Source organism: Halalkalibacter alkalisediminis (assembly GCF_028610705.1).
GTDB lineage: Bacteria > Bacillota > Bacilli > Bacillales > Bacillaceae_D > Halalkalibacter > Halalkalibacter alkalisediminis.
This window is the reverse complement of the sequence record NZ_JAQQWT010000004.1, coordinates 153,635-175,540: the sequence shown is the minus strand read 5'-3', so window position 1 is coordinate 175,540 and position 21,906 is coordinate 153,635. Positions and strand designations below refer to the sequence as shown.

The 21,906-nt window shown below is 40.2% G+C and carries 20 protein-coding genes and 1 other RNA gene; 15 read left to right on the top strand and 6 right to left on the bottom strand.

The window, feature by feature from the left end; translation table 11 throughout:
• Positions 1 to 41: 41 nt before the first annotated feature.
• Together smpB and ssrA are read left to right on the top strand one after the other, a co-directional pair.
• On the top strand, positions 42 to 515 hold the full coding sequence (gene smpB / locus PQ474_RS08045) for an SsrA-binding protein SmpB (RefSeq protein WP_273841700.1): 474 nt from the start codon (positions 42 to 44) through the stop codon (positions 513 to 515).
• A 157-nt stretch (positions 516 to 672) separates the two neighbouring features.
• Positions 673 to 1,010: a transfer-messenger RNA gene (gene ssrA, locus PQ474_RS08040) on the top strand.
• 338 nt (positions 1,011 to 1,348) lie between these two features.
• Here ssrA and PQ474_RS08035 read toward each other — a convergent pair.
• The gene (locus PQ474_RS08035; RefSeq protein ID WP_273841698.1) at positions 1,349 to 1,762 is read right to left on the bottom strand and encodes an LAGLIDADG family homing endonuclease; all 414 of its coding nucleotides are present in this window, start codon (positions 1,760 to 1,762) and stop codon (positions 1,349 to 1,351) included.
• A 157-nt stretch (positions 1,763 to 1,919) separates the two neighbouring features.
• Entirely contained in the window at positions 1,920 to 4,073 is a 2,154-nt protein-coding gene (locus PQ474_RS08030) for a glycosyltransferase family 2 protein (protein ID WP_273841697.1), read from the bottom strand.
• A gap of 301 nt (positions 4,074 to 4,374) precedes the next feature.
• Here PQ474_RS08030 and PQ474_RS08025 point away from each other — a divergent pair, with 301 nt between their 5' ends.
• The 5 genes from PQ474_RS08025 to PQ474_RS08005 all read left to right on the top strand — a co-directional run bounded on the left by PQ474_RS08025 (position 4,375) and on the right by PQ474_RS08005 (position 10,518).
• Positions 4,375 to 6,192, top strand: coding sequence for a UbiD family decarboxylase (locus PQ474_RS08025; protein WP_273841695.1), 1,818 nt, complete (start codon positions 4,375 to 4,377; stop codon positions 6,190 to 6,192).
• 227 nt (positions 6,193 to 6,419) lie between these two features.
• Positions 6,420 to 7,529, top strand: a complete 1,110-nt coding sequence (locus tag PQ474_RS08020; protein ID WP_273841694.1) for a Fe(3+) ABC transporter substrate-binding protein — start codon at positions 6,420 to 6,422, stop codon at positions 7,527 to 7,529.
• A 175-nt stretch (positions 7,530 to 7,704) separates the two neighbouring features.
• The gene (locus PQ474_RS08015) at positions 7,705 to 9,345 is read left to right on the top strand and encodes an ABC transporter permease (RefSeq protein ID WP_273841692.1); all 1,641 of its coding nucleotides are present in this window, start codon (positions 7,705 to 7,707) and stop codon (positions 9,343 to 9,345) included.
• Entirely contained in the window at positions 9,345 to 10,055 is a 711-nt protein-coding gene (locus PQ474_RS08010; RefSeq protein ID WP_273841690.1) for an ABC transporter ATP-binding protein, read from the top strand. The genes PQ474_RS08015 and PQ474_RS08010 overlap by 1 nt, the downstream gene beginning before the upstream one ends.
• 319 nt (positions 10,056 to 10,374) lie before the next feature.
• Positions 10,375 to 10,518, top strand: a complete 144-nt coding sequence (locus PQ474_RS08005; protein WP_273842139.1) for a VanZ family protein — start codon at positions 10,375 to 10,377, stop codon at positions 10,516 to 10,518.
• Between the two features lie 78 nt (positions 10,519 to 10,596).
• Here the strand turns inward: PQ474_RS08005 and larC2 are convergent, their stop codons facing one another.
• The 3 genes from larC2 to PQ474_RS07990 form a co-directional block, all read right to left on the bottom strand.
• Positions 10,597 to 11,073 carry a nickel pincer cofactor biosynthesis protein LarC2 gene (larC2, locus tag PQ474_RS08000; protein WP_273841687.1) on the bottom strand — a complete coding sequence of 159 codons (477 nt, stop codon included), beginning with the start codon at positions 11,071 to 11,073 and terminating at the stop codon, positions 10,597 to 10,599.
• Between the two features lie 160 nt (positions 11,074 to 11,233).
• Positions 11,234 to 11,563: a spore coat protein gene (locus PQ474_RS07995; RefSeq protein WP_273841686.1), complete on the bottom strand. Its 330-nt coding sequence runs from the start codon at positions 11,561 to 11,563 to the stop codon at positions 11,234 to 11,236.
• 120 nt (positions 11,564 to 11,683) lie between these two features.
• The gene (locus PQ474_RS07990; RefSeq protein ID WP_390186397.1) at positions 11,684 to 11,992 is read right to left on the bottom strand and encodes a hypothetical protein; all 309 of its coding nucleotides are present in this window, start codon (positions 11,990 to 11,992) and stop codon (positions 11,684 to 11,686) included.
• A 355-nt stretch (positions 11,993 to 12,347) separates the two neighbouring features.
• Here PQ474_RS07990 and PQ474_RS07985 point away from each other — a divergent pair, with 355 nt between their 5' ends.
• The 7 genes from PQ474_RS07985 (at position 12,348) to PQ474_RS07955 (ending at position 19,782) form a co-directional block, all read left to right on the top strand.
• Positions 12,348 to 14,708 carry a 3-hydroxyacyl-CoA dehydrogenase/enoyl-CoA hydratase family protein gene (locus PQ474_RS07985; protein ID WP_273841683.1) on the top strand — a complete coding sequence of 787 codons (2,361 nt, stop codon included), beginning with the start codon at positions 12,348 to 12,350 and terminating at the stop codon, positions 14,706 to 14,708.
• Positions 14,709 to 14,733: 25 nt separating this feature from the next.
• On the top strand, positions 14,734 to 15,915 hold the full coding sequence (locus PQ474_RS07980) for an acetyl-CoA C-acetyltransferase (protein ID WP_273841679.1): 1,182 nt from the start codon (positions 14,734 to 14,736) through the stop codon (positions 15,913 to 15,915).
• A gap of 324 nt (positions 15,916 to 16,239) precedes the next feature.
• On the top strand, positions 16,240 to 18,024 hold the full coding sequence (locus PQ474_RS07975) for an acyl-CoA dehydrogenase family protein (protein ID WP_273841677.1): 1,785 nt from the start codon (positions 16,240 to 16,242) through the stop codon (positions 18,022 to 18,024).
• A 384-nt stretch (positions 18,025 to 18,408) separates the two neighbouring features.
• The gene (locus PQ474_RS07970) at positions 18,409 to 18,573 is read left to right on the top strand and encodes a hypothetical protein (protein WP_273841675.1); all 165 of its coding nucleotides are present in this window, start codon (positions 18,409 to 18,411) and stop codon (positions 18,571 to 18,573) included.
• 38 nt (positions 18,574 to 18,611) lie between these two features.
• Complete coding sequence (locus PQ474_RS07965; RefSeq protein ID WP_273841673.1) at positions 18,612 to 18,971, top strand: arsenate reductase family protein; 360 nt, start codon at positions 18,612 to 18,614, stop codon at positions 18,969 to 18,971.
• A gap of 69 nt (positions 18,972 to 19,040) precedes the next feature.
• Positions 19,041 to 19,427 carry a glycine cleavage system protein GcvH gene (gcvH, locus tag PQ474_RS07960; protein WP_273841671.1) on the top strand — a complete coding sequence of 129 codons (387 nt, stop codon included), beginning with the start codon at positions 19,041 to 19,043 and terminating at the stop codon, positions 19,425 to 19,427.
• 118 nt (positions 19,428 to 19,545) lie between these two features.
• Entirely contained in the window at positions 19,546 to 19,782 is a 237-nt protein-coding gene (locus tag PQ474_RS07955) for a YusG family protein (protein ID WP_273841669.1), read from the top strand.
• A gap of 366 nt (positions 19,783 to 20,148) precedes the next feature.
• Here PQ474_RS07955 and PQ474_RS07950 read toward each other — a convergent pair whose 3' ends face one another.
• Positions 20,149 to 20,298 carry a hypothetical protein gene (locus PQ474_RS07950; RefSeq protein WP_273841667.1) on the bottom strand — a complete coding sequence of 50 codons (150 nt, stop codon included), beginning with the start codon at positions 20,296 to 20,298 and terminating at the stop codon, positions 20,149 to 20,151.
• Positions 20,299 to 20,474: 176 nt separating this feature from the next.
• Between PQ474_RS07950 and PQ474_RS07945 the strand changes: the two genes are divergently transcribed.
• Complete coding sequence (locus PQ474_RS07945) at positions 20,475 to 21,743, top strand: MFS transporter (protein ID WP_273841665.1); 1,269 nt, start codon at positions 20,475 to 20,477, stop codon at positions 21,741 to 21,743.
• Positions 21,744 to 21,906 lie beyond the last annotated feature (163 nt).

Genomic DNA, 21,906 nt, shown 5'->3' with positions numbered 1-21,906 from the left:
CTATCATTAAAGAAATGTCATGAAGCAAAAGGGTGTAGCAAATGGCTGTAAAAGACAAAGACCGTAATGTGATCGCTCAAAATAAACGAGCAGGTCATGATTATTTTATTGAAGAAACGTACGAAGCTGGTATGGTGTTAAAAGGTACAGAAATTAAATCAATGAGATTAGGACGTATGAATCTTAAAGATTCCTTTGCCCGTATCTCCAATGGTGAAATGTATTTACACAACGCTCATATTAGTGAGTATGAACAAGGAAATCGTTATAATCACGAACCGACGCGTGCGCGTAAGCTTCTTCTTCATAAAAAGCAAATCAATGAGTTGATTGGGTTAACGCAGCAAAAAGGCTATTCGATTGTTCCGTTGAAGGTGTATATTAAGAATGGCTTTGCCAAAGTGTTAATCGGTCTTGCTAAGGGTAAGAAGAATTACGATAAGCGTGAAACACTGAAGCGCCAGGATGCAAAGCGTGAAGTCGAACGCGCGATGAGAGAGCGAATGAAAGGGTAATTGGTTTATTGGTATATCTGGTAGGTAATTACCAGTTGTATTCATTAATCAGTATGCTATAATAAAAGTCCAGACAGGGAGTCATTCTTGTTTGGACGATTTCATTTAGCTACTTGAGTGAAAGACCTCTTGTGCTACTTTTTTAACCTGGGGACGTTTTGGATTCGACAGGGATAGGTCGTGCTTATGTGGCGAGTCGAGGGGGTCGGCCTCGTTAAAACGCCAAAGCCAATTAACTGGCAAAGAAAACAACAACTTCGCACTAGCAGCTTAATAGCGCTTTGCGGTTCCACCCTCCATCGCCCATGTGGTAGGATCTGGGACTCACTCTAAGTGGGATACGCCGGTTACCCTCCGTCTGAGGGTGAAGGAAGAGATCAATCAGACTAGCCGCACCAAAGCCTGTCATTGGGCCGACGTGTTGGCGAAATGCTAATTCGATGACTACGCTCGTAGAAGCATAAGTGTCGTTGTTTCTGGACGTGGGTTCGATTATGGAAATAGTCGCCTCATGTGGTGACACATGAGTGATAACTTGGCTTTATCGATGAAGTCTACGTCATCCGATTCGGATGATAGGGTAATATCGAGCGGTATGTGGAGCAATCCAACAGCCGTGTATCGACTCATAGGCTGCCTTACTGGAGGTAGTACTAGGATGGAGCATACAGTCTGTGACTAAAATATGTGCTTCATAACACGCCAAGGGACTTGAATAAGCTCAAGTTCAAGATATAGTCAGTGCCAATGCGAAAGCTTGGAAGAACATGTCCCACCGTCTCCACCAAAACCATACCATGAACCGCATGACCGCATAGGTCATGCGGTTCTATTTATTTTATTGCAAAAAACTCTTCTTCAAATTGATGTTTAAGTGCAAGGGCTTCAGTAGTATACTTCCCGTTTCGTGGTGTGGTGAGGTCGTATTTTTCTAAGATGTGTGCGGCGCGTTTCTTTTTTGAGGCGATTCTTAAAAAGGGAAGGATTCCTTCAAGTGTAGTGAAAATATTTTGTTTTTTCTTGATAGTTAGAACAAATGAATCTTTGTGGATACTGGGTTTGTAATTCTTTTTATTTGTTATATATCCACCAATTAATTTTTGAATATATGTAAGTAGTTCTTTTTCAGTGCTAGCAATAGAGATGATCGGTCGGCGGTTTTCTGAATGGTGCATTTTTGTTAAAGTTATAGTACCCTCACCATCAATAATTCCAGCAAGATAAGCGGCTTCAGTAGTTGATAACATTGTTTAATCCTCCTTGGATTATATGAATATTCTTAAATTATAGCAGAATACATAAAATTTAATAATTCAGATTATTTAAAAAGGTATCACAAACGGACCACAAACAGAGTGATATTTTGCTCATTTTTACAGAAAAACATAAAACAACCATCATCTCCTACTCACGAGATGATGGCCAGGCCATTTTGCTGTTCATTAAGCTAATGATTTTATCCCCAGATTTACAAATGAGGACGTGTTGACCACCTTTTTGCTGAGTCAGCAAAATAGGTTCAACATTTTTCTTCAGAATGACGTATGGTCCATTCCAAGGATGTCCGATTGAGTGGTTATCTCTCCACCATAATCCAATCCCACCTTTTTTTAACTTACTTACAACCTCAAACTGTCCTGCGGAGTTTTCATAAAAAACAGGTACCCCCGTAGCACCAGTAGCGAATGTTTCACTCTTAGTCCAACGTTGATTAGGTGTCTGTTGCCAGTAGTGGGTTAATGAACTGCCAGACCGGACGATTGTTTCTAAGTTGCCAAAGCTACTTTTAATTGGTAAAGACAGTGAATAGTTTGTTGAGTTGTTCTCGTACCAAGGAAACTCAGGCGCTTTGTACGGTTGCATATAATGTTCACTTTCAAGACTGTTGATGAACCTTCTGACAGGGTCGTTACCATCTAAATGAATGGGATGACATAACCAGCCGTTACTGTCGTTAAGGCACTTGATCATCTCTTCTAAAGTAAAGTATGGTCGATATCGAATCATGGTTGAATCCGTAGCATTTGGGTATGCTTTAATTCTGAAACCCAGCTCCTTAGCCACATTCACGAAGAAGATTTCATCTGAGCCAAAGCTCGAAGTTTCAAGTAAAGCCTTTTTATATTTTTCTTTTCTGGCTGGATTAAGCAATGCTTTAACGAGTGGTCTTGTGATGACTTGGCCAACGTTGAACACTCCATAAAAAGGGGTAACGGAAAATAGCTTTCTCCATCTTTTGATGTCCTTTTTCAGTTCGTTTCCAATATACCAATCATCTTCAGGGATACGAAGCTTCACAGCCATGTAATCTGTCTCATTCATTTGCTCATGTAAAAATTCTTCATACCCTTTTCTGAAAAATAGAGCGTCAGAGTCAACATTAATAAAGTAATCATAATCCATACCCATTTGTTCGATCCATTCCATTGTTTCTAAAAAATAGATCGTCGTGTATCCACGTTCTAATTTTCGACTGGATGGACAAACAGGAACCCCTAAGCCTTTACAAAGATTTGGGTCATCTCCGCCATTGTACAAGACAATGGCACTGTTTGGACAATAGTACCGTACATTATCAATTAATTGTTTAATAAGATCCCGATCTTTATGAACAAGGAGAGCAAAACAGATTTTACCTTTGGGTAGGTTCGTATTTAAATGGTTAGGTTCGTTCCTTTTATTTGACTTCGATCGTACTTGATTACGTTCCTTAATTAAGTTAAGCATCTCTTTTAAATGGTTATTATGATCTGTGCTGAAATTAAATAGGTCATCCAATGAAGTTTTCTTTCTAGTTGAATGGATCCGTTGTTCTTCAATGGGGGTGATCCCTTTTTGATTCGTCGGTTCGATCCCTTTTAAAGAGGTTCCTCGCTCTTGAATGAGCTTATTCATTTCCTTCTTATTTCCACTTGCAGCTATATAGCGATTTAGTAGCTTACTATTTGCATCGGCATTTGGATTAGTAGTCCAGTAAGCAGGGGGGTGCCATAAATGAAATATCTTAGCTTTTAAATTAACAAATTCACCGCAAATTGTATTGACTGCATGTGAAAAAGCATCATCTTCTCCTCCCCATCCTATAAACCGTTCGTCAAACCCACCTACTGCTTCAAAGTGTTTCCTTGGAATAATAATTAATTTTCCAGCAAATCCTTCATATAACCATTTTATCTTATGGCAATTTTTCGGCTTAAGTCCGATAGGCCATTTAGGCTTTTCGGTCAGTAGCTTTTTAGTATCTTCCTGAGATACATCATATAGTTCGGTAAAGGGAACCACCCAGGCAGCTTTTTTTAATAATTTAATCGATTCAACAATGATTTTAGGGTCGTAAACGACATCAGCGTCCGCAATGACTAAGATATCTCTTGTTGCTTGTTTTACAGCCTGATTGACAGCTTTCGCCTTATTCATATGGCTTTCATTCATTATTCCTAAACCCACCTCGGCTTCTGGAATGACATTAGAATAATAGTTTTTCACCCATTCAAATGCTGCTGCTCGCGGACCATGGTCAGTTTGGAAGGGAATAATGATTGAGACATTTTTAAGCATATCTATTCTCCTTCATTGAAAATTAATATCTAGGTAATAGAAAATGCACAGAACAGGTTTTTTGCAACGGACAAACATACAACTGTATAAAAAAGGCGCGAGGTGGCAAATAGGTAAGTGTGCAATTATCGAATGACTTCGCGCAATAGAGTCGAATAATCGCGCATTTATCCACGCAACTTGTGCACTTCCATACAACTGTAATAATCAAATGACAGCTTATTCCCAAGGCATTTCTTTGTATAAATGACGAAGATATAATAAAATAAATCTAGAATGATAAGATTGGAGCATTTCCTATATGTATCGAAATCTAGAAGAATGCATTGTTGATTTAGAAAAAAACGGACATTTGGTGCGAATTAAAGAAGAGGTGGACCCGTATCTTGAAATGGCATCGATTCACTTGAAAGCCTATGAAGCGCAAGGACCTGCTTTGTTATTTGAGAATGTTAAAGGGTCGAAGTACCGGGCTGTTTCCAACCTTTTTGGAACGGTCGAGCGCAGTAAGTTTATTTTCCGGGATACGATGGAATCAGTTCAAGACATTATTGCTTTGCGGAATGATCCGATGAAAGCGTTAAAAAATCCGATTAAGCATGTAAAAACAGGATTCACCGCAACGACAGCCCTTCCTGCGAAAAAAAGCGGATTGCCAGCTGGGATGGAAGAAATCAAGCTATCTGATATCCCGTCGATCAAGCACTGGCCGATGGATGGTGGTGGGTTTATCACGCTTCCGCAAGTGTATTCAGAAGATCCTGAAAAACCAGGAATTATGAACTCCAATCTAGGAATGTACCGCGTTCAGTTGGATGGAAACGAATATGTAAAGGATCAGGAAGTTGGACTGCACTACCAAATCCATCGCGGCATTGGCGTGCATCAAGATAAAGCCGTGAAAAAAGGCGAACCGCTAAAGGTCAGTATTTTTATCGGAGGACCACCGGCTCACACGTTATCAGCCGTTATGCCATTGCCAGAAGGGTTAAGCGAGATGACATTTGCGGGCTTGCTTGCGGGTCGACGTTTTCGCTATAGCTATGTAGATGGATTCTGTGTTAGCCAGGATGCTGACTTTGTGATAACGGGAGAAATTCATCCGGGTGAGACGAAGCCAGAAGGTCCGTTTGGGGATCATTTAGGTTACTACAGCTTGACGCATGAGTTCCCATTAATGAAAGTGCACAAAGTGTTTGCGAGAACGAATGCAATTCTGCCGTTTACCGTGGTTGGACGTCCGCCGCAAGAGGATACGTCATTCGGTGATTTAATTCATGAGATAACAGGAAGTGCGATCAAGCAAGAAGTTCCTGGGGTAAAAGAAGTTCACGCCGTTGATGCGGCAGGGGTTCATCCATTGCTTTTTGCGATTGGCAGCGAACGTTATACCCCGTACCAAACGGTTAAACAGCCAGCTGAAATTTTAACCATTGCCAACCGCATTTTAGGAACGGGTCAATTAAGTTTAGCGAAATATTTATTTATTACCGCAGAAGAGGACAAGCCGCTAGATACGCGTAAAGAAGAAGACTTTTTAACGTACATTCTGGAACGAATGGACCTACACCGCGACCTACATTTTCAAACGAATACGACGATTGATACGTTGGATTACTCAGGAACGGGGTTAAATACTGGAAGCAAAGTCGTTTTCGCTGCTTATGGCGAGAAGAAAAGAGATTTGTGTACAGACGTTCCCGAGGCGTTGCAGGAGTTTCAGGCGAAATGGGTGATGCCTGGTGTGGTGGCCATTCAAACGTCTGAGTATAAGGACTACGCTTTGGCGCAGCAGGAGCTGAAAGAATTAAGTGAAGCGATTCAGGCAAAAGGTCCAGTGCCTACTTGTCCGATGATCATCCTATGTGATAACAGTGCCTTCATGAGTGAGAACGTTAGCAATTTTTTATGGGCGACATTTACGCGGAGCAATCCTTCTCATGACATTCATGGTGTGAATAGTTATTATGAGAACAAGCATTGGGGCTGCGACAATCTAATCATTGACGCACGCATTAAAACGCACCACGCTCCGCCGTTAGTACTTGATCCTACTGTTGAAAAGAACGTTGAGCGTTTTTTTGTAAAAGGAGCTAGTTTGGGCGAGTTGAAAGGATAAAAATATTTTAATGACCACTTGAATAGACACCTTCAGACATCAAAGGAGTAAAGAAATGTCTGGAGGTCTTTTTTATCCGAACAAAAGATTTATGAAACAATTAAAAAAATTTGAGAATATCATTGACAATGATTATCACTTCCATTAGAATCTGTAATGGGAGATATGATGATAATGATTTTCATTACCGCTATCTTATAAAAAAATACATATCGGGGGTTTATTCAATGAGTAGAGCGTTTAAAGCAATGTTGTTCGCATTAATGGTACTATCATTAGCAGTTGTCACTGCTTGCGGTGCGAACGATGATACAGTTGAGGAAGCGGAAGAAACAGAAGTTGGAGCTGAGAATGAAGAAGTTACAGAAGAAGCAACAGAAGAAGCTGGAGTTGTAAATCTTTATACAAGCAGACACTATGAATCGGATCAAGAACTTTATAAAAAATTTACAGAAGAAACGGGTATTGAAGTAAACGTTGTAGAAGGTAAAGGCGACGAATTAATGGAGCGCTTGAATATTGAAGGGGAGAACACAGAGGCTGACTTATTTATTACAGCAGATGCTGGGAACCTTTATGTTGCAAGTGAGAGTGGATTACTTCAACCGGTTGAAAGTGACGTATTAACAACCAATATTCCTGAAAAATTACGTGATGTTGATAACGAGTGGTTTGGTTTAACGAAACGAGCACGTGTCATCGTTTATGCAAAAGACCGTGTTGACCCATCAGAACTTTCTACGTACGAAGCGTTAACAGAAGCGGATTGGGAAGGTCGCGTAACCGTTCGAGAGTCAAACAACATGTACAATATTTCATTGCTTGCTTCATTTATTGAGTTAAATGGAGAAGAAGCTGCACTAGACTGGGCAAAAGGGATTGTAAATAATATCTCTAGAGACCCTCAAGGAAATGACCGTGACCAAGCAAAAGCCATTGTTGCAGAAGAAGGCGATGTGGCTATTATGAATACGTACTATATTGGTAACATGATGAATTCTGAAGATGCAGAAGAAGTTAAAGTAGCCGAGTCAGTTGGCGTTTTCTTCCCTAACCAAGAAACAACTGGGACTCACATTAATATTAGTGGTGTTGGATTAACGAAGCATGCACAGAACAAAGAAAATGCGATCAAACTTATGGAATTCTTATCTAGTGAAGAAGCGCAAGGTGCGTACTCTGCAGCAAACAATGAGTATCCTGCTAATCCAAACGTAGAACCAAATGATCTTCTTAAATCTTGGGGTGAATTCAAAGAACAAGATATTGAATTATCTGTTTTAGGAGAAAACCAACAACAAGCGATTAAGTTATTTGACCAAGCTGGTTGGAAATAAAAGGTTTAAAGTGCCGTATTCTTTCACAAAGAATACGGCTTTTCTGTGTTATAGAAAAAAAGTTTTACAAAGTTTTAGAAAATGAAGAAAATGGTTTAGACTTTTCAGTGAGATTCTGTTTCATTTGAGAATGATTTTCGTTATAATGTAGGAAACGAGTATAAGGTGTGTCAGCATGAGACTTATCCAACAAGCTAAAAAACAAGTAAATATGTGGGCCATACTAAGTTTAATCTTCGTTTCTATGATTTTAATTCCTAACTTTTTAATAGGTTTTCAATTGTTTACGGAGCCGAATGAAAATTGGCAGCACATCAAAGACTATTTATTGAAAGACTATATTTATAATTCTTTAGTGATCATTCTTTTTACCGGATTGGCAACAACAATCGTTGGGGTTAGCTTGGCTTGGTTTATTACGATGTATAAATTCCCGCTCAGAAACTTTTTAAAATGGGGATTGATCTTGCCACTTGCGATTCCGCCGTATATTGGCGCCTATGCTTACCATGGGATTTTAAACTATACAGGGGTCATTCAAACGACTTTAAGGAATTCCTTTGATATTTCGGTTAAGCAGAGCTATTTCAATATTATGACCTTACAGGGAGCTATTTTTATTTTCACGCTGTTTTTGTTTCCTTATGTGTTTACGATTACTAAAAGCTTTTTGCAAAATCAATCGTCCTCTATTGTGGAAAATGCAAAACTACTAGGAGACAACTCCTTTGAAACCTTTTTTCGTGTCATCATCCCTATTTCAAGAGCTGCGATCGTTGGAAGTGTAACGTTGGTCGTATTAGAGGTTTTAAATGATTATGGGGTTGTCAGTTATTTTGGAATTCAAACATTTAGTACAGCTATTTTTCGAACTTGGTACGGAATGAAAGATCTCGATTCTGCGTTAAAGCTTGCCGGGACTTTAATGTTTATTGTCATTTTTATTTTAGTCATAGAAAAGTTAATCCGAGGCCGAAAGCGCTATAGCTATGCAACCTCAAAGGTTCGACCTATTGAGCCTAAGCCATTAACGGGTATGAAGAAATGGCTAGTTTTTGCTTACTGTTTTGGAATTTTTACAATCGCTTTTATTGTTCCTTTCTTACAGTTAATTCAATGGGCTATGATGACCTATGAAAAGGTGATCAGCAAGGAATTTCTTACATTAATTTATAATTCAGTTTTTGTTGCGACGATTGCTGCACTTATAATTGTCTTTATTTCTTTAATTATTGGAAATTACACTAGGTTACATCAAGGGCGATTCACAAAGGCCTTTTCAAAAGTTACGACGCTCGGCTATTCGATCCCTGGTGCTGCGATTGCGATAGCCGTAATCAGTATATTTCTTATCCTCGATAACTTTGTCTTAAAGGTTTCATCAGCGTTTAGCTTTGACTCGGTTTATGTGTTAAGGACCAGTCTTGTTATGTTGGTGTCGGCTTACATCATTCGCTTTTTGGCGATTGGGTTTAATTCGATCGAGTCAGGCTTTGAAAAGGTGGGGAATAGCTTTACAGAAGCATCACGAACACTTGGAAAATCAACTGTTAAAACGTTCTTCAAGGTAGACATTCCGATGTTAAAAGGCGCTATTTTTAGTGGGTTCATCCTCGTCTTTGTTGATATATTAAAAGAATTGCCATTGACGATGTTCTTGCAGCCCTTTAATTTCTCAACATTAGCGACACAAGCGTTTAAATATGCGAATGATGAACGAGTACATGAAGCTGCCTTAGCATCCATCATTATTATTGTTATCAGTGGAATTTGTATTTTCTTCTTTCATAAAGTCTTAGATAAGGAGAGTAACTAATGTTTGTACAAATTGAAAATTTACAATACCGGTATAAAAATGCAATTGAACCAACGATTAAAGATTTCTCATTAAATATGGATCAGGGTGAAATTGTTTGTATTCTTGGTGAAAGCGGTAGCGGGAAAAGTACGATTCTGCGTTTGCTTGCTGGCCTTGAAACAGCTAACCGAGGTTCGATTTCCATCAATGGTAAAACGATTATGAGTGATCATCATTTTATGCCTCCAGAAAAAAGAGGAGTAGGGATGGTGTTCCAAGATTATGCCCTGTTTCCTCATATGACAGTCGCGAACAATATTAAGTACGGGCTTAGAAAAATGAGTCGCAGACAAAAGCAACAACGATTAGATGAGATGCTCTCCTTAATCAATTTAACAGAATATAAAGACCGGTATCCATTTGAATTAAGCGGTGGACAGCAGCAGCGTGTTGCCCTGGCGAGAGCGTTGGCTCCAGCACCCTCCTTGCTTATTTTTGATGAACCGTTTAGTAATCTCGATGCGAATCTCCAAGTAAGAATTCGCGATGAACTCAGATCGATCTTGAAAAAGACTGGAATTACCTCGATCTTTGTCACCCATGATCAAGAAGATGCCAAAGCTCTGGCTGATCGCATTGTCTTTATAGAGAATGGTGTCATTAGCCGTGTTGGACCTCCAGAAGAAATTTTAGGTTGTGCTAGTTTGCTCATGTGGGCGAACTCGTAATAGATGAACCGCAGGGCTTAATAGCTCTGCGGGTTTTTGTTCTATTGTATGTTTAACATTCATGTTGGTGCATAAATGGATTAAGTCTATATAATTTTGTGAATAGAAAAGATCATTTTATTCCTTCTTGGCTACCATGTTTTCAACGACGATGGGGGTCATCTTGTAAGGGTGGAACGGTTTGGGTTGGATGGGTTTATTGAGTTTCTTATTCGAAAATCGGCCCATTTTGGCTTTTTCTTTTAGCTCAGGTTTCTTAGCTACCGAGCTATATCGCAAGTGGCCTTAAAAAGGCGACAAGTTAAATGAGTTCGGCTGTATTCGTCTTACTTATGCCATCTCAGATGAAGTTCATCAAGCGTTTACACCGAAGCGATCACCATTGGTCGAGGAGGATGTCATTTTAGATTTTGCTGGAGGAATCACCGGCATTTTTGGTCCAAAGCTTGGGATGACTGCCTGAGAAAGTTGGCTATGGAGCCGGACAAAAAGATTTTCCTAAACATCCTAATGTGCTTAGCGCCGTCATCGGTCAGTCCCTTTAAGAATAATTAGGAATTTCCTTCCAAACAAATTGAAAGACATGCTTTAAAGGAATATTTGCTTTTTCTGCAAGGCGTTTACAATCGTCGTACTCTGGGGCAGCCTGGACAATGGCTCCATTATGTAAGCCTTCTTTGAGCGTAACCGGCCCCCAAGGTGTTTCTATTTTACGAAACCGCCGCTCTAGACGATGAACATGAATGGGCGAATAACGAATACCCAGTGTGGTCGTCTCAGAAAAGATAATCGATTTTATTTCGTTAAGCTTCTCTGAAGAGCATAGTAATTGGAGCAACACTCCGGGACGATTTTTTTTCATATAGATCGGAATATAGAAAACATCGTTGGCCCCTTTAGCTAACAATTTATCAAGCAAGAAACCGAGCCATTCAGGTGACATATCATCAAGATTTACTTCCATTTTTATCATATTGTCATCGATGTGTTCATCACGATGTGAAAAGTGTGCATTCAAATCTGAAACCCCCTGTACATTTAGAAGCAATATAGATAAATTATAGCAGATAAAAATGGAATTGTTTTTTTGGATATAATGATAACAGTTTAGATAATCTTCTCAAGTTGGTTAAATCATAAAAGAGGCTGCCCATAAAGAACAGGCAGCCTCAAACGATTTATTGTTGGTACGGAAATTGGCTACTGTAACCAGAGAACTGTTGATACGATTGATCCAATTTTTGCTGATCAGCAGCTTCGAGTCCATAAAACCCTTTACGGAACATCGTGTTATATAAATCGCGTTGACAAGTTTGTGTTTCGTTAAAAATTTGAGAGATGTCTTGGTATAATTGGTCATGGCTCATCTCATTTAATGCAACACTGTACGAGTTAGTCATGTTTTTAGCGCACATTAGGATGTCGTTAATATAGTCCCGATCGTTCATCTGTGGTGTCTTAGGAACTTGCATCTCAGGGTTTTGGATCTTTTTTGATGATTGGCTCATTATGCAAAGGCCCCCTTGTAATTATTTAAAGCAATGGCGCCAGATAGCAGCGCGCCTGTAAGCTTTAGAATAGCTGATGCTACTCTTGCTATGAAGTTTCTTCAAATGAAACACCAACGGTTATTGCATTGGAATCGATTGTTGTTGTTCGTTGGTTTTCAAATGACTTAAGATTTTTTCGTAATGTCGTTGGTGCATTTGCCCGGTTTTTTCAAGAACCGCTTTCATTTCTTGGTCCTGACATTGCTCGGCAAAGAAGTGTGCTTTTTTCATGGCTAATAGGTTCCATGAAAGCATATCTGTTAAATAAAGCTGATCTTTTGTTGTAATGACTGGTGGAGGCGTTTGGAAGGTAGCTTGCTGAGTTTGTTGACCTCCCATTTGCTGTTGGTTCTGCATCCCCATTGGTTGCTGCTGTTGATTTTGCATGCCTTGGAATTGTTGTTGGTCCATTGTATACCCTCCTTTGGATGTTGCTTAGAAAGCAACGTATCCGTCATTCGGATACCTCATTAGTGTGGAAAAAATCGCTTGAATTTATCCTCTACATAAGAAGGTCTTACTTCCAAAACTTGCATATGAAAATGTTTAAAAAACAATCTTAATAATTTTCAGAATTATCTCTTGCACAAATGGAAAATCTCCGTTATGATTAGGATAGAAAATGACATTTGAGATTGTCGTTCTTTTTTTTGAGAAATAATGAATGAGTATTCATTCGTTTTATGAAACATAGCGACATGAACAAATTAATCTGACTTTGAACTGGAAAAGGGGGAGAATTATGACTCGTCATATTCGTAAAGTTGCAGTAATCGGATCAGGCGTTATGGGCTCAGGGATTGCAGCTCATTTAGCGAATGTCGGAATCCCATCTTTATTACTCGATATTGTACCAAAAGAGCTTACAGCTGCCGAACAAGCTAAAGGGCTCACTCTTAATGATAAGGCTGTTCGTAATCGGATGAGCACGATTGCTATTCAAAAATTAGCTAAACAAAAACCAGCACCGCTTTCCTCTAAAGCAAAAGCTTCTTACATTACACCAGGAAACCTTGAGGACGATTTAAAGAAACTAGAAGAAGTTGATTGGATCATTGAAGTTGTTGTTGAGAACTTAGCGATTAAAAAGCAATTGTTTGAAAAAATCGATGCGGTTCGTAAGCCAGGAACGATTGTTAGTTCCAATACATCAGGCATCTCAGTAGAAGCCATGGCAGAGGGACGTTCCGATGATTTTAAAGCGCACTTTCTTGGAACCCATTTCTTTAATCCACCTAGATACTTAAAGCTTTTAGAAGTCATCCCAACCGCTGATACGAATGAAGAGGTTTTATCATTTGTGAAAGCGTTTGCTGAGGAGACACTCGGTAAAGGTGTTGTCGAAGGAAAAGACACGCCAAACTTTATCGGAAACCGAATTGGAACATATGGACTACTCGTAACAGTAAGAGAGATGTTAAAAGGTGGTTACACAATTGGAGAAGTTGATTCCGTTACAGGACCGCTAATCGGACGTCCGAAAAGTGCTACATTCCGTACATTAGATGTTGTTGGCTTAGATACATTCTTACACGTAGCGAGAAATGTCTATGATGTCGTTGATGGCCCTGAAAAAGAAGTGTTTGATCCAGCACCATTTATGAACACAATGGCTGAAAAAGGTTGGCTTGGTGCGAAGAGTGGGCAAGGATTTTTCCTTAAGCAAGGAAAAGAAATTCTTGAATTAAATCCAAAAACGCTTGAATACGAAGAGCGCAAGAAATTAAAGGCAGCTTCTGTTGAACAAGCGAAGCAAGCAAAGAAACTTCCTGATAAATTGAAAACGCTAGCATATGCAAATGACCGTGCGGGGCAATTAATATGGAGCTTATTAAAACCAACATTAATTTATTCGGCAGAAAAAGCATTTGAAATTGCGAACGATATTCACGCAGTTGACCAAGCAATGAAATGGGGCTTTGGCTGGGAGATGGGTCCATTTGAAACATGGGACGCAATCGGCGTAGCTAAGTCTGTTGAACGCATGGAAGCAGAAGGCGAAACGGTTCCAACATGGGTGAAAGACATGCTCGCTTCAGGGCAAGAAAGCTTCTATAAAGGCGATACTTTCTACCACGCGGGTGGGTATGCACCGAAGCTTGTTAATGAGAAAATCGTTCATCTTAAATCATTAAAGCCGGACCATGTTGTCTTCAAAAATTCAGGTGCGAGCTTAATGGATGTCGGCGATGATGTGGCCTTGCTAGAATTCCATTCACCCAATAATTCAATTGGTGCAGATGTATTGCAAATGATTAATAAATCCATTGCAGAAGTCGAGAAAAATTACAAAGGTCTGATCATTCATAATCAAGGCAAGAACTTCTGTGTCGGTGCCAATTTAATGCTCATTTTAATGGAAGCACAAGATGATAACTTCTTTGAGCTTGATTTGGTCGTTCGTCAATTCCAACAAACGATGGCCAATATCAGATATTCAGAAAAGCCAGTCGTGGCAGCGCCATTTGGAATGACACTTGGTGGAGGGACGGAAATTTGTCTACCGTCTGCAAGCATCCAAGCATCACTTGAAAGCTACATGGGCTTAGTTGAAGTTGGGGTTGGATTAATTCCTGGTGGTGGAGGAAACAAAGAATTGTACCTTCGTAACCTTGCAAAATCAGGCGGTAACGACTTACAAACGGTTGCCAACAAAACGTTTGAAACAATTGCGATGGCAAAAGTATCAACATCCGCACAAGAGGCAAAAGAAATTGGATTCCTAGGTGAACGTGATGGCATTGTCGCAAATGGAGATCTCCTCATTGATCGAGCGAAAAAACAAGTTCACCATTTATCGGCTTCAGGTTACCGCGCTCCAGAGAGAGCGAAAATTCCAGTTGTCGGTGAAACGGGATATGGAACGATGCTTTTAGGTGCGAAAACGATGAAATTTGGTGGCATGATATCTGATCATGATTTAAAAATTGCTGAAAAACTAGCTTTCGTTATAGCTGGTGGCCGCGTACCAAAAGGAACGCTTGTGGATGAGCAATATTTACTTGATTTAGAGCGAGAAGCATTCTTAAGCTTACTTGCTGAACCGAAATCACAACAACGGATGCAATATATGTTAACAAAAGGAAAACCACTTCGTAACTAATCGACGGAATAGGAGGGAAACGAATATGAGAGAAGCGGTTATTGTCGCTGGTGCTAGAACACCAGTTGGAAAAGCAAAACGTGGGACGTTAGCGAATGTACGTCCAGATGATCTTGGTGCTTTAACAGTTCGTGAGACATTAAGGCGTGCTGGTGATTTTGATGCTAGATCTATTGAAGATGTCATTATGGGTTGTTCGATGCCTGAGGCGGAACAAGGAATGAACATGGCTCGTAACATCTCTGCTTTAGCAGGATTGCCAAATACAGTCCCTGCTATAACAATTAATCGATATTGTTCTTCTGGCTTACAAAGTATTGCTTACGGAGCTGAGCGCATTATGCTTGGTCACTCCAAAGCCATCATTGCCGGTGGAGCTGAGTCGATGAGCATGATCCCAATGGGAGGTCATGTCATTGCTCCAAACGCTAAGCTTGTCGAAGAGCAACCAGAATATTATATGGGAATGGGTTACACAGCTGAGGAAGTAGCGAATCGCTTTGAAGTGAGTCGTGAGGATCAGGATGCTTTCGCTGCAGAAAGTCATAAGCGCGCTGCTCAAGCCATTGAAGCTGGCCGCTTTAAAGATGAAATCGTCCCAGTAAATGTGACTCTACGTTCTGTCGGTGCTGATCACAAATTAAAAGAAAAACAAGTTCTTTTTGACACTGATGAAGGCGTCAGACATGGTACATCGGTTGAAGGGCTTGCAAAATTACGTCCAGCCTTCCATCCAAAAGGTAGTGTCACAGCAGGAAACTCATCCCAAATGAGTGACGGTGCAGCGTCCGTTTTATTAATGGACCGCGAAGAAGCGTTAGCGAATGGTCTAACACCACAATTGAAATTCCGCGGCTTTGCCGTTGCTGGGGTTGCTCCAGAAATCATGGGGATTGGTCCAGTTGAGGCAATTCCAAAAGCTTTACAAATTGCCGGACTTGAACTATCTGATATTGGTTTGTTCGAACTAAATGAGGCGTTTGCTTCACAGTCGCTTCAAGTGATTCGCCATTTAGGTCTTGATCAAGACCGTGTCAATGTAAACGGTGGGGCCATTGCCTTAGGACACCCACTAGGCTGCTCAGGCACGAAATTAACCCTTACCCTTTTACACGAAATGAAGCGCCGCAACGAACAATTCGGTGTTGTCACCATGTGTATCGGTGGCGGTATGGGTGCTGCAGGTGTATTTGAATTGATAAACTAGAGAGTTTTTCCCACAAAGGACGGTTTTACCTTTGTGGGAAAAACTCGAAGCATGAGCGAAGCCGCTGCAAGGTTTTAAGTCTTTATGAGTGGTTTTCCTCATAAAGACGCGCAGCGAGTGGAGCCATGCAAACAAAGGACGGTTTTACCTTTGTGGGAAAAACTCGAAGCATGAGCGAAGCCGCTGCAAGGTTTTAAGTCTTTATGAGTGGTTTTCCTCATAAAGACGCGCAGCGAGTGGAGCCATGCAAACAAAGGACGGTTTTACCTTTGTGGGAAAAACTCGAAAAAAATAAGTGGAACATAAATAAGGGAGGAACGGAAAATGAGTCAAACAGAAAACAAGGTATTAAAAGGCGGTAGCTTCCTAGTTGAGGACATCACAGCTGATCAAGTGTTTACACCAGAGGATTACACTGATGAGCAAATCATGATTGGTCGTACGACGGAAGAGTTTGTGATCAATGAGGTTGAGCCTGTTCTTGAAGAGATTGAACAGCACAAGTTTGAGCACACGGTGAAATTGTTAAAAGAAGCTGGAGACTTAGGTCTTCTTGGAGCAGATGTTCCAGAAGAGTACGGCGGTCTTGGCCTTGATAAAATCAGTTCTTCACTTATTTCAGAGAAGTTTGTTCGTGGTGGTGCGTTTGGGCTAAGTCACGGGGCACACGTAGGAATCGGTTCTTTGCCAATCGTCTTCTTTGGTAACCATGAGCAAAAATCAAAATATCTTCCTGATCTTGCAAGCGGTGCCAAGCTGGCTGCATATGCGTTAACAGAGCCTAGCTCAGGGTCTGATGCATTAGGAGCAAAAACAACGGCGGTTCTAAATGAAGCGGGTACTCACTATGTATTAAATGGAGAGAAGCAATGGATCACAAATTCGGCTTTTGCTGACGTATTTGTTGTTTATGCCAAAATTGATGGCGAGCAATTCACGGCGTTCATCGTAGAAAAAGATTTCGAAGGGGTGTCAACAGGACCAGAAGAAAAGAAAATGGGGATCAAAGGTTCTTCGACGAGAACATTGATTTTACAAGATGCTCTTGTACCAGTTGATAATGTTCTTGGTGAGATTGGTAAAGGTCACGTGATTGCATTTAACATTTTAAATGTAGGGCGTTACAAGCTTGGAGTAGGTTGTGTCGGTAGTGCGAAGCGTGCACTCGAGCTTGCCGCAACATATGCAACAGAGCGTAAGCAATTCAAGACACCAATCGGTAAATTTACATTGATTCAAGAGAAGCTTGCTAACATGGCGACACAAACATTTGCAGCTGAAAGTTCCATCTATCGTACAGGAGGTCTTTTCGAAGAACGCCTTGGTGGATTAACGGATGAAGAGCAAAAAGACGGGCGTGCTGTTGCCAATGCGATTGCTGAATATGCAATTGAGTGCTCATTAAACAAAGTATTTGGTTCTGAGACGCTTGACTATGTCGTGGATGAAGCGGTTCAAATCCACGGTGGGTATGGTTTCATGGCTGAGTATGAAGTGGAGCGTATGTATCGTGATTCACGGATTAACCGGATTTTCGAAGGGACAAATGAGATCAACCGTCTACTAGTTCCTGGTACGATCATGCGTAAAGCGATGAAAGGTGAGCTTCCTCTTTTACAAAAAGCAATGGCCTTGCAAGAGGAGCTAATGATGATGATGCCTCAGGAAATCGGCGATGAGCCACTTGAGCAAGAAAAATACCTACTAGGTATGGCGAAGAAAATCTTCTTGATGGTTGCAGGAAACGGAGCGCAAAAATACGGTGAAAAGCTTCAGCATGAGCAAGAGCAGCTTTCTAACGTAGCAGACATTGTAAGTGAGATCTATTCAATGGAATCTGTCATACTTCGTACTGAAAAAGCCATCAACAAATCAGGTGTGGATAAAGCAGCGCAAAAACTTCTGATGACAGAAGTATTCTGCCAAGAAGCTTTCAACCGCATTGAAGCACACGCAAAAGAATCACTTGTAGCAATGGAAGAAGGCGACAAGCTTCGTACCATGCTAGGTATACTTCGTAAGCTAACTCGTCACACGCCAATCAATGTCGTGACGAAAAAACGCCAAATTGCTGGTGCTGTACTAGAAGCGAAACGCTTCGTCGTTTAATCACGGTTTACACTTTTGGGGAAGTTCATTCCTTCCCCAAATCATATATACTCCTTTCTTATGGAGCATTCTCCTCTCTAGTGCAAAGAAGTCCCGAATGGGGCTTCTTTGTCGTAGTGGATTCACGATTATAGTGGTTGGCGCGGGTCAAGATAGCCGAGGATAAAAGGCCGAAGGTGCGAATAAAAAGCCGAAGTCGCAAATAAAAAGCAAAAAACTCGATTAAGTAAGCAGGGTCTTTTCAATCAAGTTTTTCATTCACTAACAAGTCATCTCTATGTATGTTCCATACATGTCAGGGTAAATGACATCTAGTATCCTAACTTTGTATGTTTTCTCTATTCTGACGCAACCTAGTATCATCGATGACGGGGAGGAATATAAGTGAAGAAGAACGAAGAGATTAGCTATACAGAGCCTTTAGCAGGTGTGGAAGAATTCGCCGAAAAGATGAGTGAGGATTCGGTCCATGATGCGTTGCAAACCACTTGGGAAACGGAAACAGAAATGGATGAGCAAATAAATTGTGAACAGGCTGAAGATAAGTAATAATACGAATGAAGAAGCATAAGAGAGGAGGAATGAAAATGGCAGTTGTGTTTTATCAATATCCGAAATGTGGAACATGTAGAAAAGCGAGTAAATGGTTTGCTGAAAAAGACATCGAAGTCAATGACGTACATATGGTTGAAAACCCTCCGTCCAAAGATGAGTTACGCAGCATTTATCAAAATAGCGGTTTAGAATTGAAAAAGTTCTTCAATACGAGTGGTCAGAAATACCGCGAGCTTGGGTTAAAAGACAAATTAAAGGATATGTCCGAAGAAGAGGCGTTAGATCTTCTTGCTTCAGACGGGATGTTAATTAAGCGCCCCCTTACGACAGATGGAAAGCAAGTGACAGTTGGCTTTAAAGAAGAACAATTTGTTGAAACATGGAGCAAGTAGTTTTGTTTCAGTGGTAAAACAGGTATAATGTAGAAATAATTGTATTATTTTAGTATGGAGGGATTTAGAATGAGTAATTTACCAAAGGAATTGAAGTATTCAGAAGAACACGAGTGGGTTAAAGTAGAAGGCGAAACGGTTCGCATCGGAATCACAGACTTCGCTCAATCAGAACTTGGAGATATCGTTTTCGTTGAGCTTCCAGAAGTGGGAGATGAAATTGAAGCAGATGAGCCATTTGGTAGCGTAGAATCAGTTAAAACAGTATCAGAGCTTTATGCGCCAATTAGTGGAAAAGTAGTAGCTGTGAACGAAGATCTTGATGATTCACCTGAATTCGTTAATGAATCTCCATATGAAAAAGCTTGGATGATCGTGATTGAGCCAAGTGATGCAAGTGAAGTGGACAAGCTTATGTCTGCGGAGCAATACCAAGAAATGATTAGCGAAGACTAATAAAGACTATAAGAAGGGGAAGGGCAAATGCCTTTCCTTTTTTTCATGTTTTACCCATGGTTGTTGAAGAGGGTGGTGGACACAATAATAGTAACTTCTGTTTAAGGAGGTTAATGCCGTGGATCTTGTACGAGTGGATGTAACAAGCAGAGTAAAAGGGAAATATGAAAATGGCCATATGAATTTATATATGGGTGAGGCTCAAGTCGGAAAAGTCATCGAAACGAATCAGGGATTTCAGCATGAAATGGCTGAAGGCTTTGAATTTGAAAATGATAAAATTTTCCGTTACGAGCAAGAAAATCCGAATGAAGTCAAATCGTATGTAGAAGGCTGCGATGAAGGCTGGTGCTAATTAGAACGAAGGGCATTTAACCTTGACTCTTTAAGAGTTGAGGTTAATGTCATTTCTTGTATATGATTTGTTTGTCTGTCCTTTTCTTTCCATTTGGTACGCACAGTCCACCCTATCAACCAAAAGGAAAGAGCTTAGTCTTTTATTTTATACTGTATCACATTCCGCAAGCCATTTATGAAATATGGTTGGAAAGAAAAACCAATTTATTGAAAATTTAAAAGGAACTGGACGTGGGTTCATTCCGCTCTTGGCGTATTAATTGTCAAAGTTGGATCAAGGGTTCTGTTTGAAGGGATGAAGCAAAGTCCACTGAATCCAGATAAAAGCAGGCTTGAGTAGCTCAAAACTCATAGCCTGATTTTATTAATTTGATTTTATTGATTGTTGAATGTTGTTCAATTTTCTGAGTGCTTTCACATTCATATTGATTAAGATACTGCTAAAAATGGATGTTAAGACAGCACTACCTACAGCCATCCAAATCAAAGTCATAATTTTACGTTCATTAAACATAAGTCCACTTCTTTCTCGTTGATATAAAAGTATTGTATCCAAAATGTATGATTTCATAGCTTTAAAATGATAATCACAACTAACTTACCAAATAAACACCAATAAACTCTTCCCTTTTCAACGAATATCCACTATTATATTTAGTGATACGAAATAAAATAGGTATGGTGTACTCAATGGGGAGATTTTTTGGAGAGTGGTTAAATCAATTAAAAACATATAATCAAAATGTTCGACTGTTTCTATTGGCGTCCGTGCTCTCTAACATTGGCATGGGGATTTTCATGGTCATTTATAATTACTACATTCGAGAGCTCGGCTTTGACGATCACATGAACGGCAGCGTGATCGCGATGCAAGCGATGGCCAGTGCGATTGCGTTACTGCCTGCTGGGTTAATGAGTGACAAATTTGGAAGAAAACGAATGATTTTAATGGGGGCGGTTTTGGGCGCTACTAGTTTGTTGCTTCGAGCCCTTTTAACAGGGGAAATGACTCTAATTGCAACGGCTTTTATGACCGGTCTTTTTATGGCATTCATTCAAGTGTCATCCATTCCTCTTTTAGCTGAGAATTCAACAGAAAAAGAAAGGGTTCATTTATTTAGCTTTAACTTTGCGATCATTATGGTTGCGAATGTAATGGGGAATGCACTTGGAGGAACGCTAACGGATGTGTTTCATGTCTTTCTTCAGATGTCGATGTTGCAAAGTGTACGTGTGACGTTGATCATTGCAGCGGTTTTCTTTTTTGTTGCGATCCTACCTGTATTGAGAATTAGAGAAGAACTAAAGAAGCGGCAGCAACAAACAGGAGCGAGTTCATTAGGCAAGCTCTTTACGACGCACCGTTCGAGTTTAAAATGGATTGGGCTCTTCGCGATTGCTAATTTATTGATCGGTTTTGGCTCCGGACTTGTTATTCCTTATTTAAATCTGTATTTTAGTGATCGGTTTGAAATTAGCAACTCTCTTGTTGGCATTATTCTTTCACTTGGGCAAGCGATGACGGCCGTTGCCTTTATGATTGGGCCATCTGTCGTGAAACGATATGGTGAGGTTAAAGCGGTGGTTATGCTTCAACTGGCGTCATTGCCCTTTCTCCTATTAACGGCGTATACGGAAACGCTTTGGCTAGCTGTGATTGGCTTCTTATTCCGTCAAGCATTAATGAATGCAGGAAATCCGATTCAGATGGCGCTCATGATGAGAACGGTCGATGATTCAATGAAAGGACTTGCGAATTCAGTCGGCCAGATGGTCTTTCAACTTGGTTGGGCTGTAATGGGTCCCGTTTCGACGTCGATTGTGATGGTATATGGTGCTTATTACGGCTATGCTTATGTCTTTACGATAACAGCTGTTTTGTATCTGGTTGGATCGAGTTATTTTCTGTTAGTGTTTCGTAAGTTAGAAAAGAAAAGGATAGAGAGAGAAGTTGCTTAAGAAATTATATTTTGCGATAACAAAAATGAATTGGATTTATGTGATTATTGCTAACTGTCTGAATTTAAAAACTATCGTAAGCATAGGATTTAATCAGTTGACAATCATTTTTCGAACATGCTATTATTCTCTCATTGTTATAAAAGTTTACAAGTAATCATAT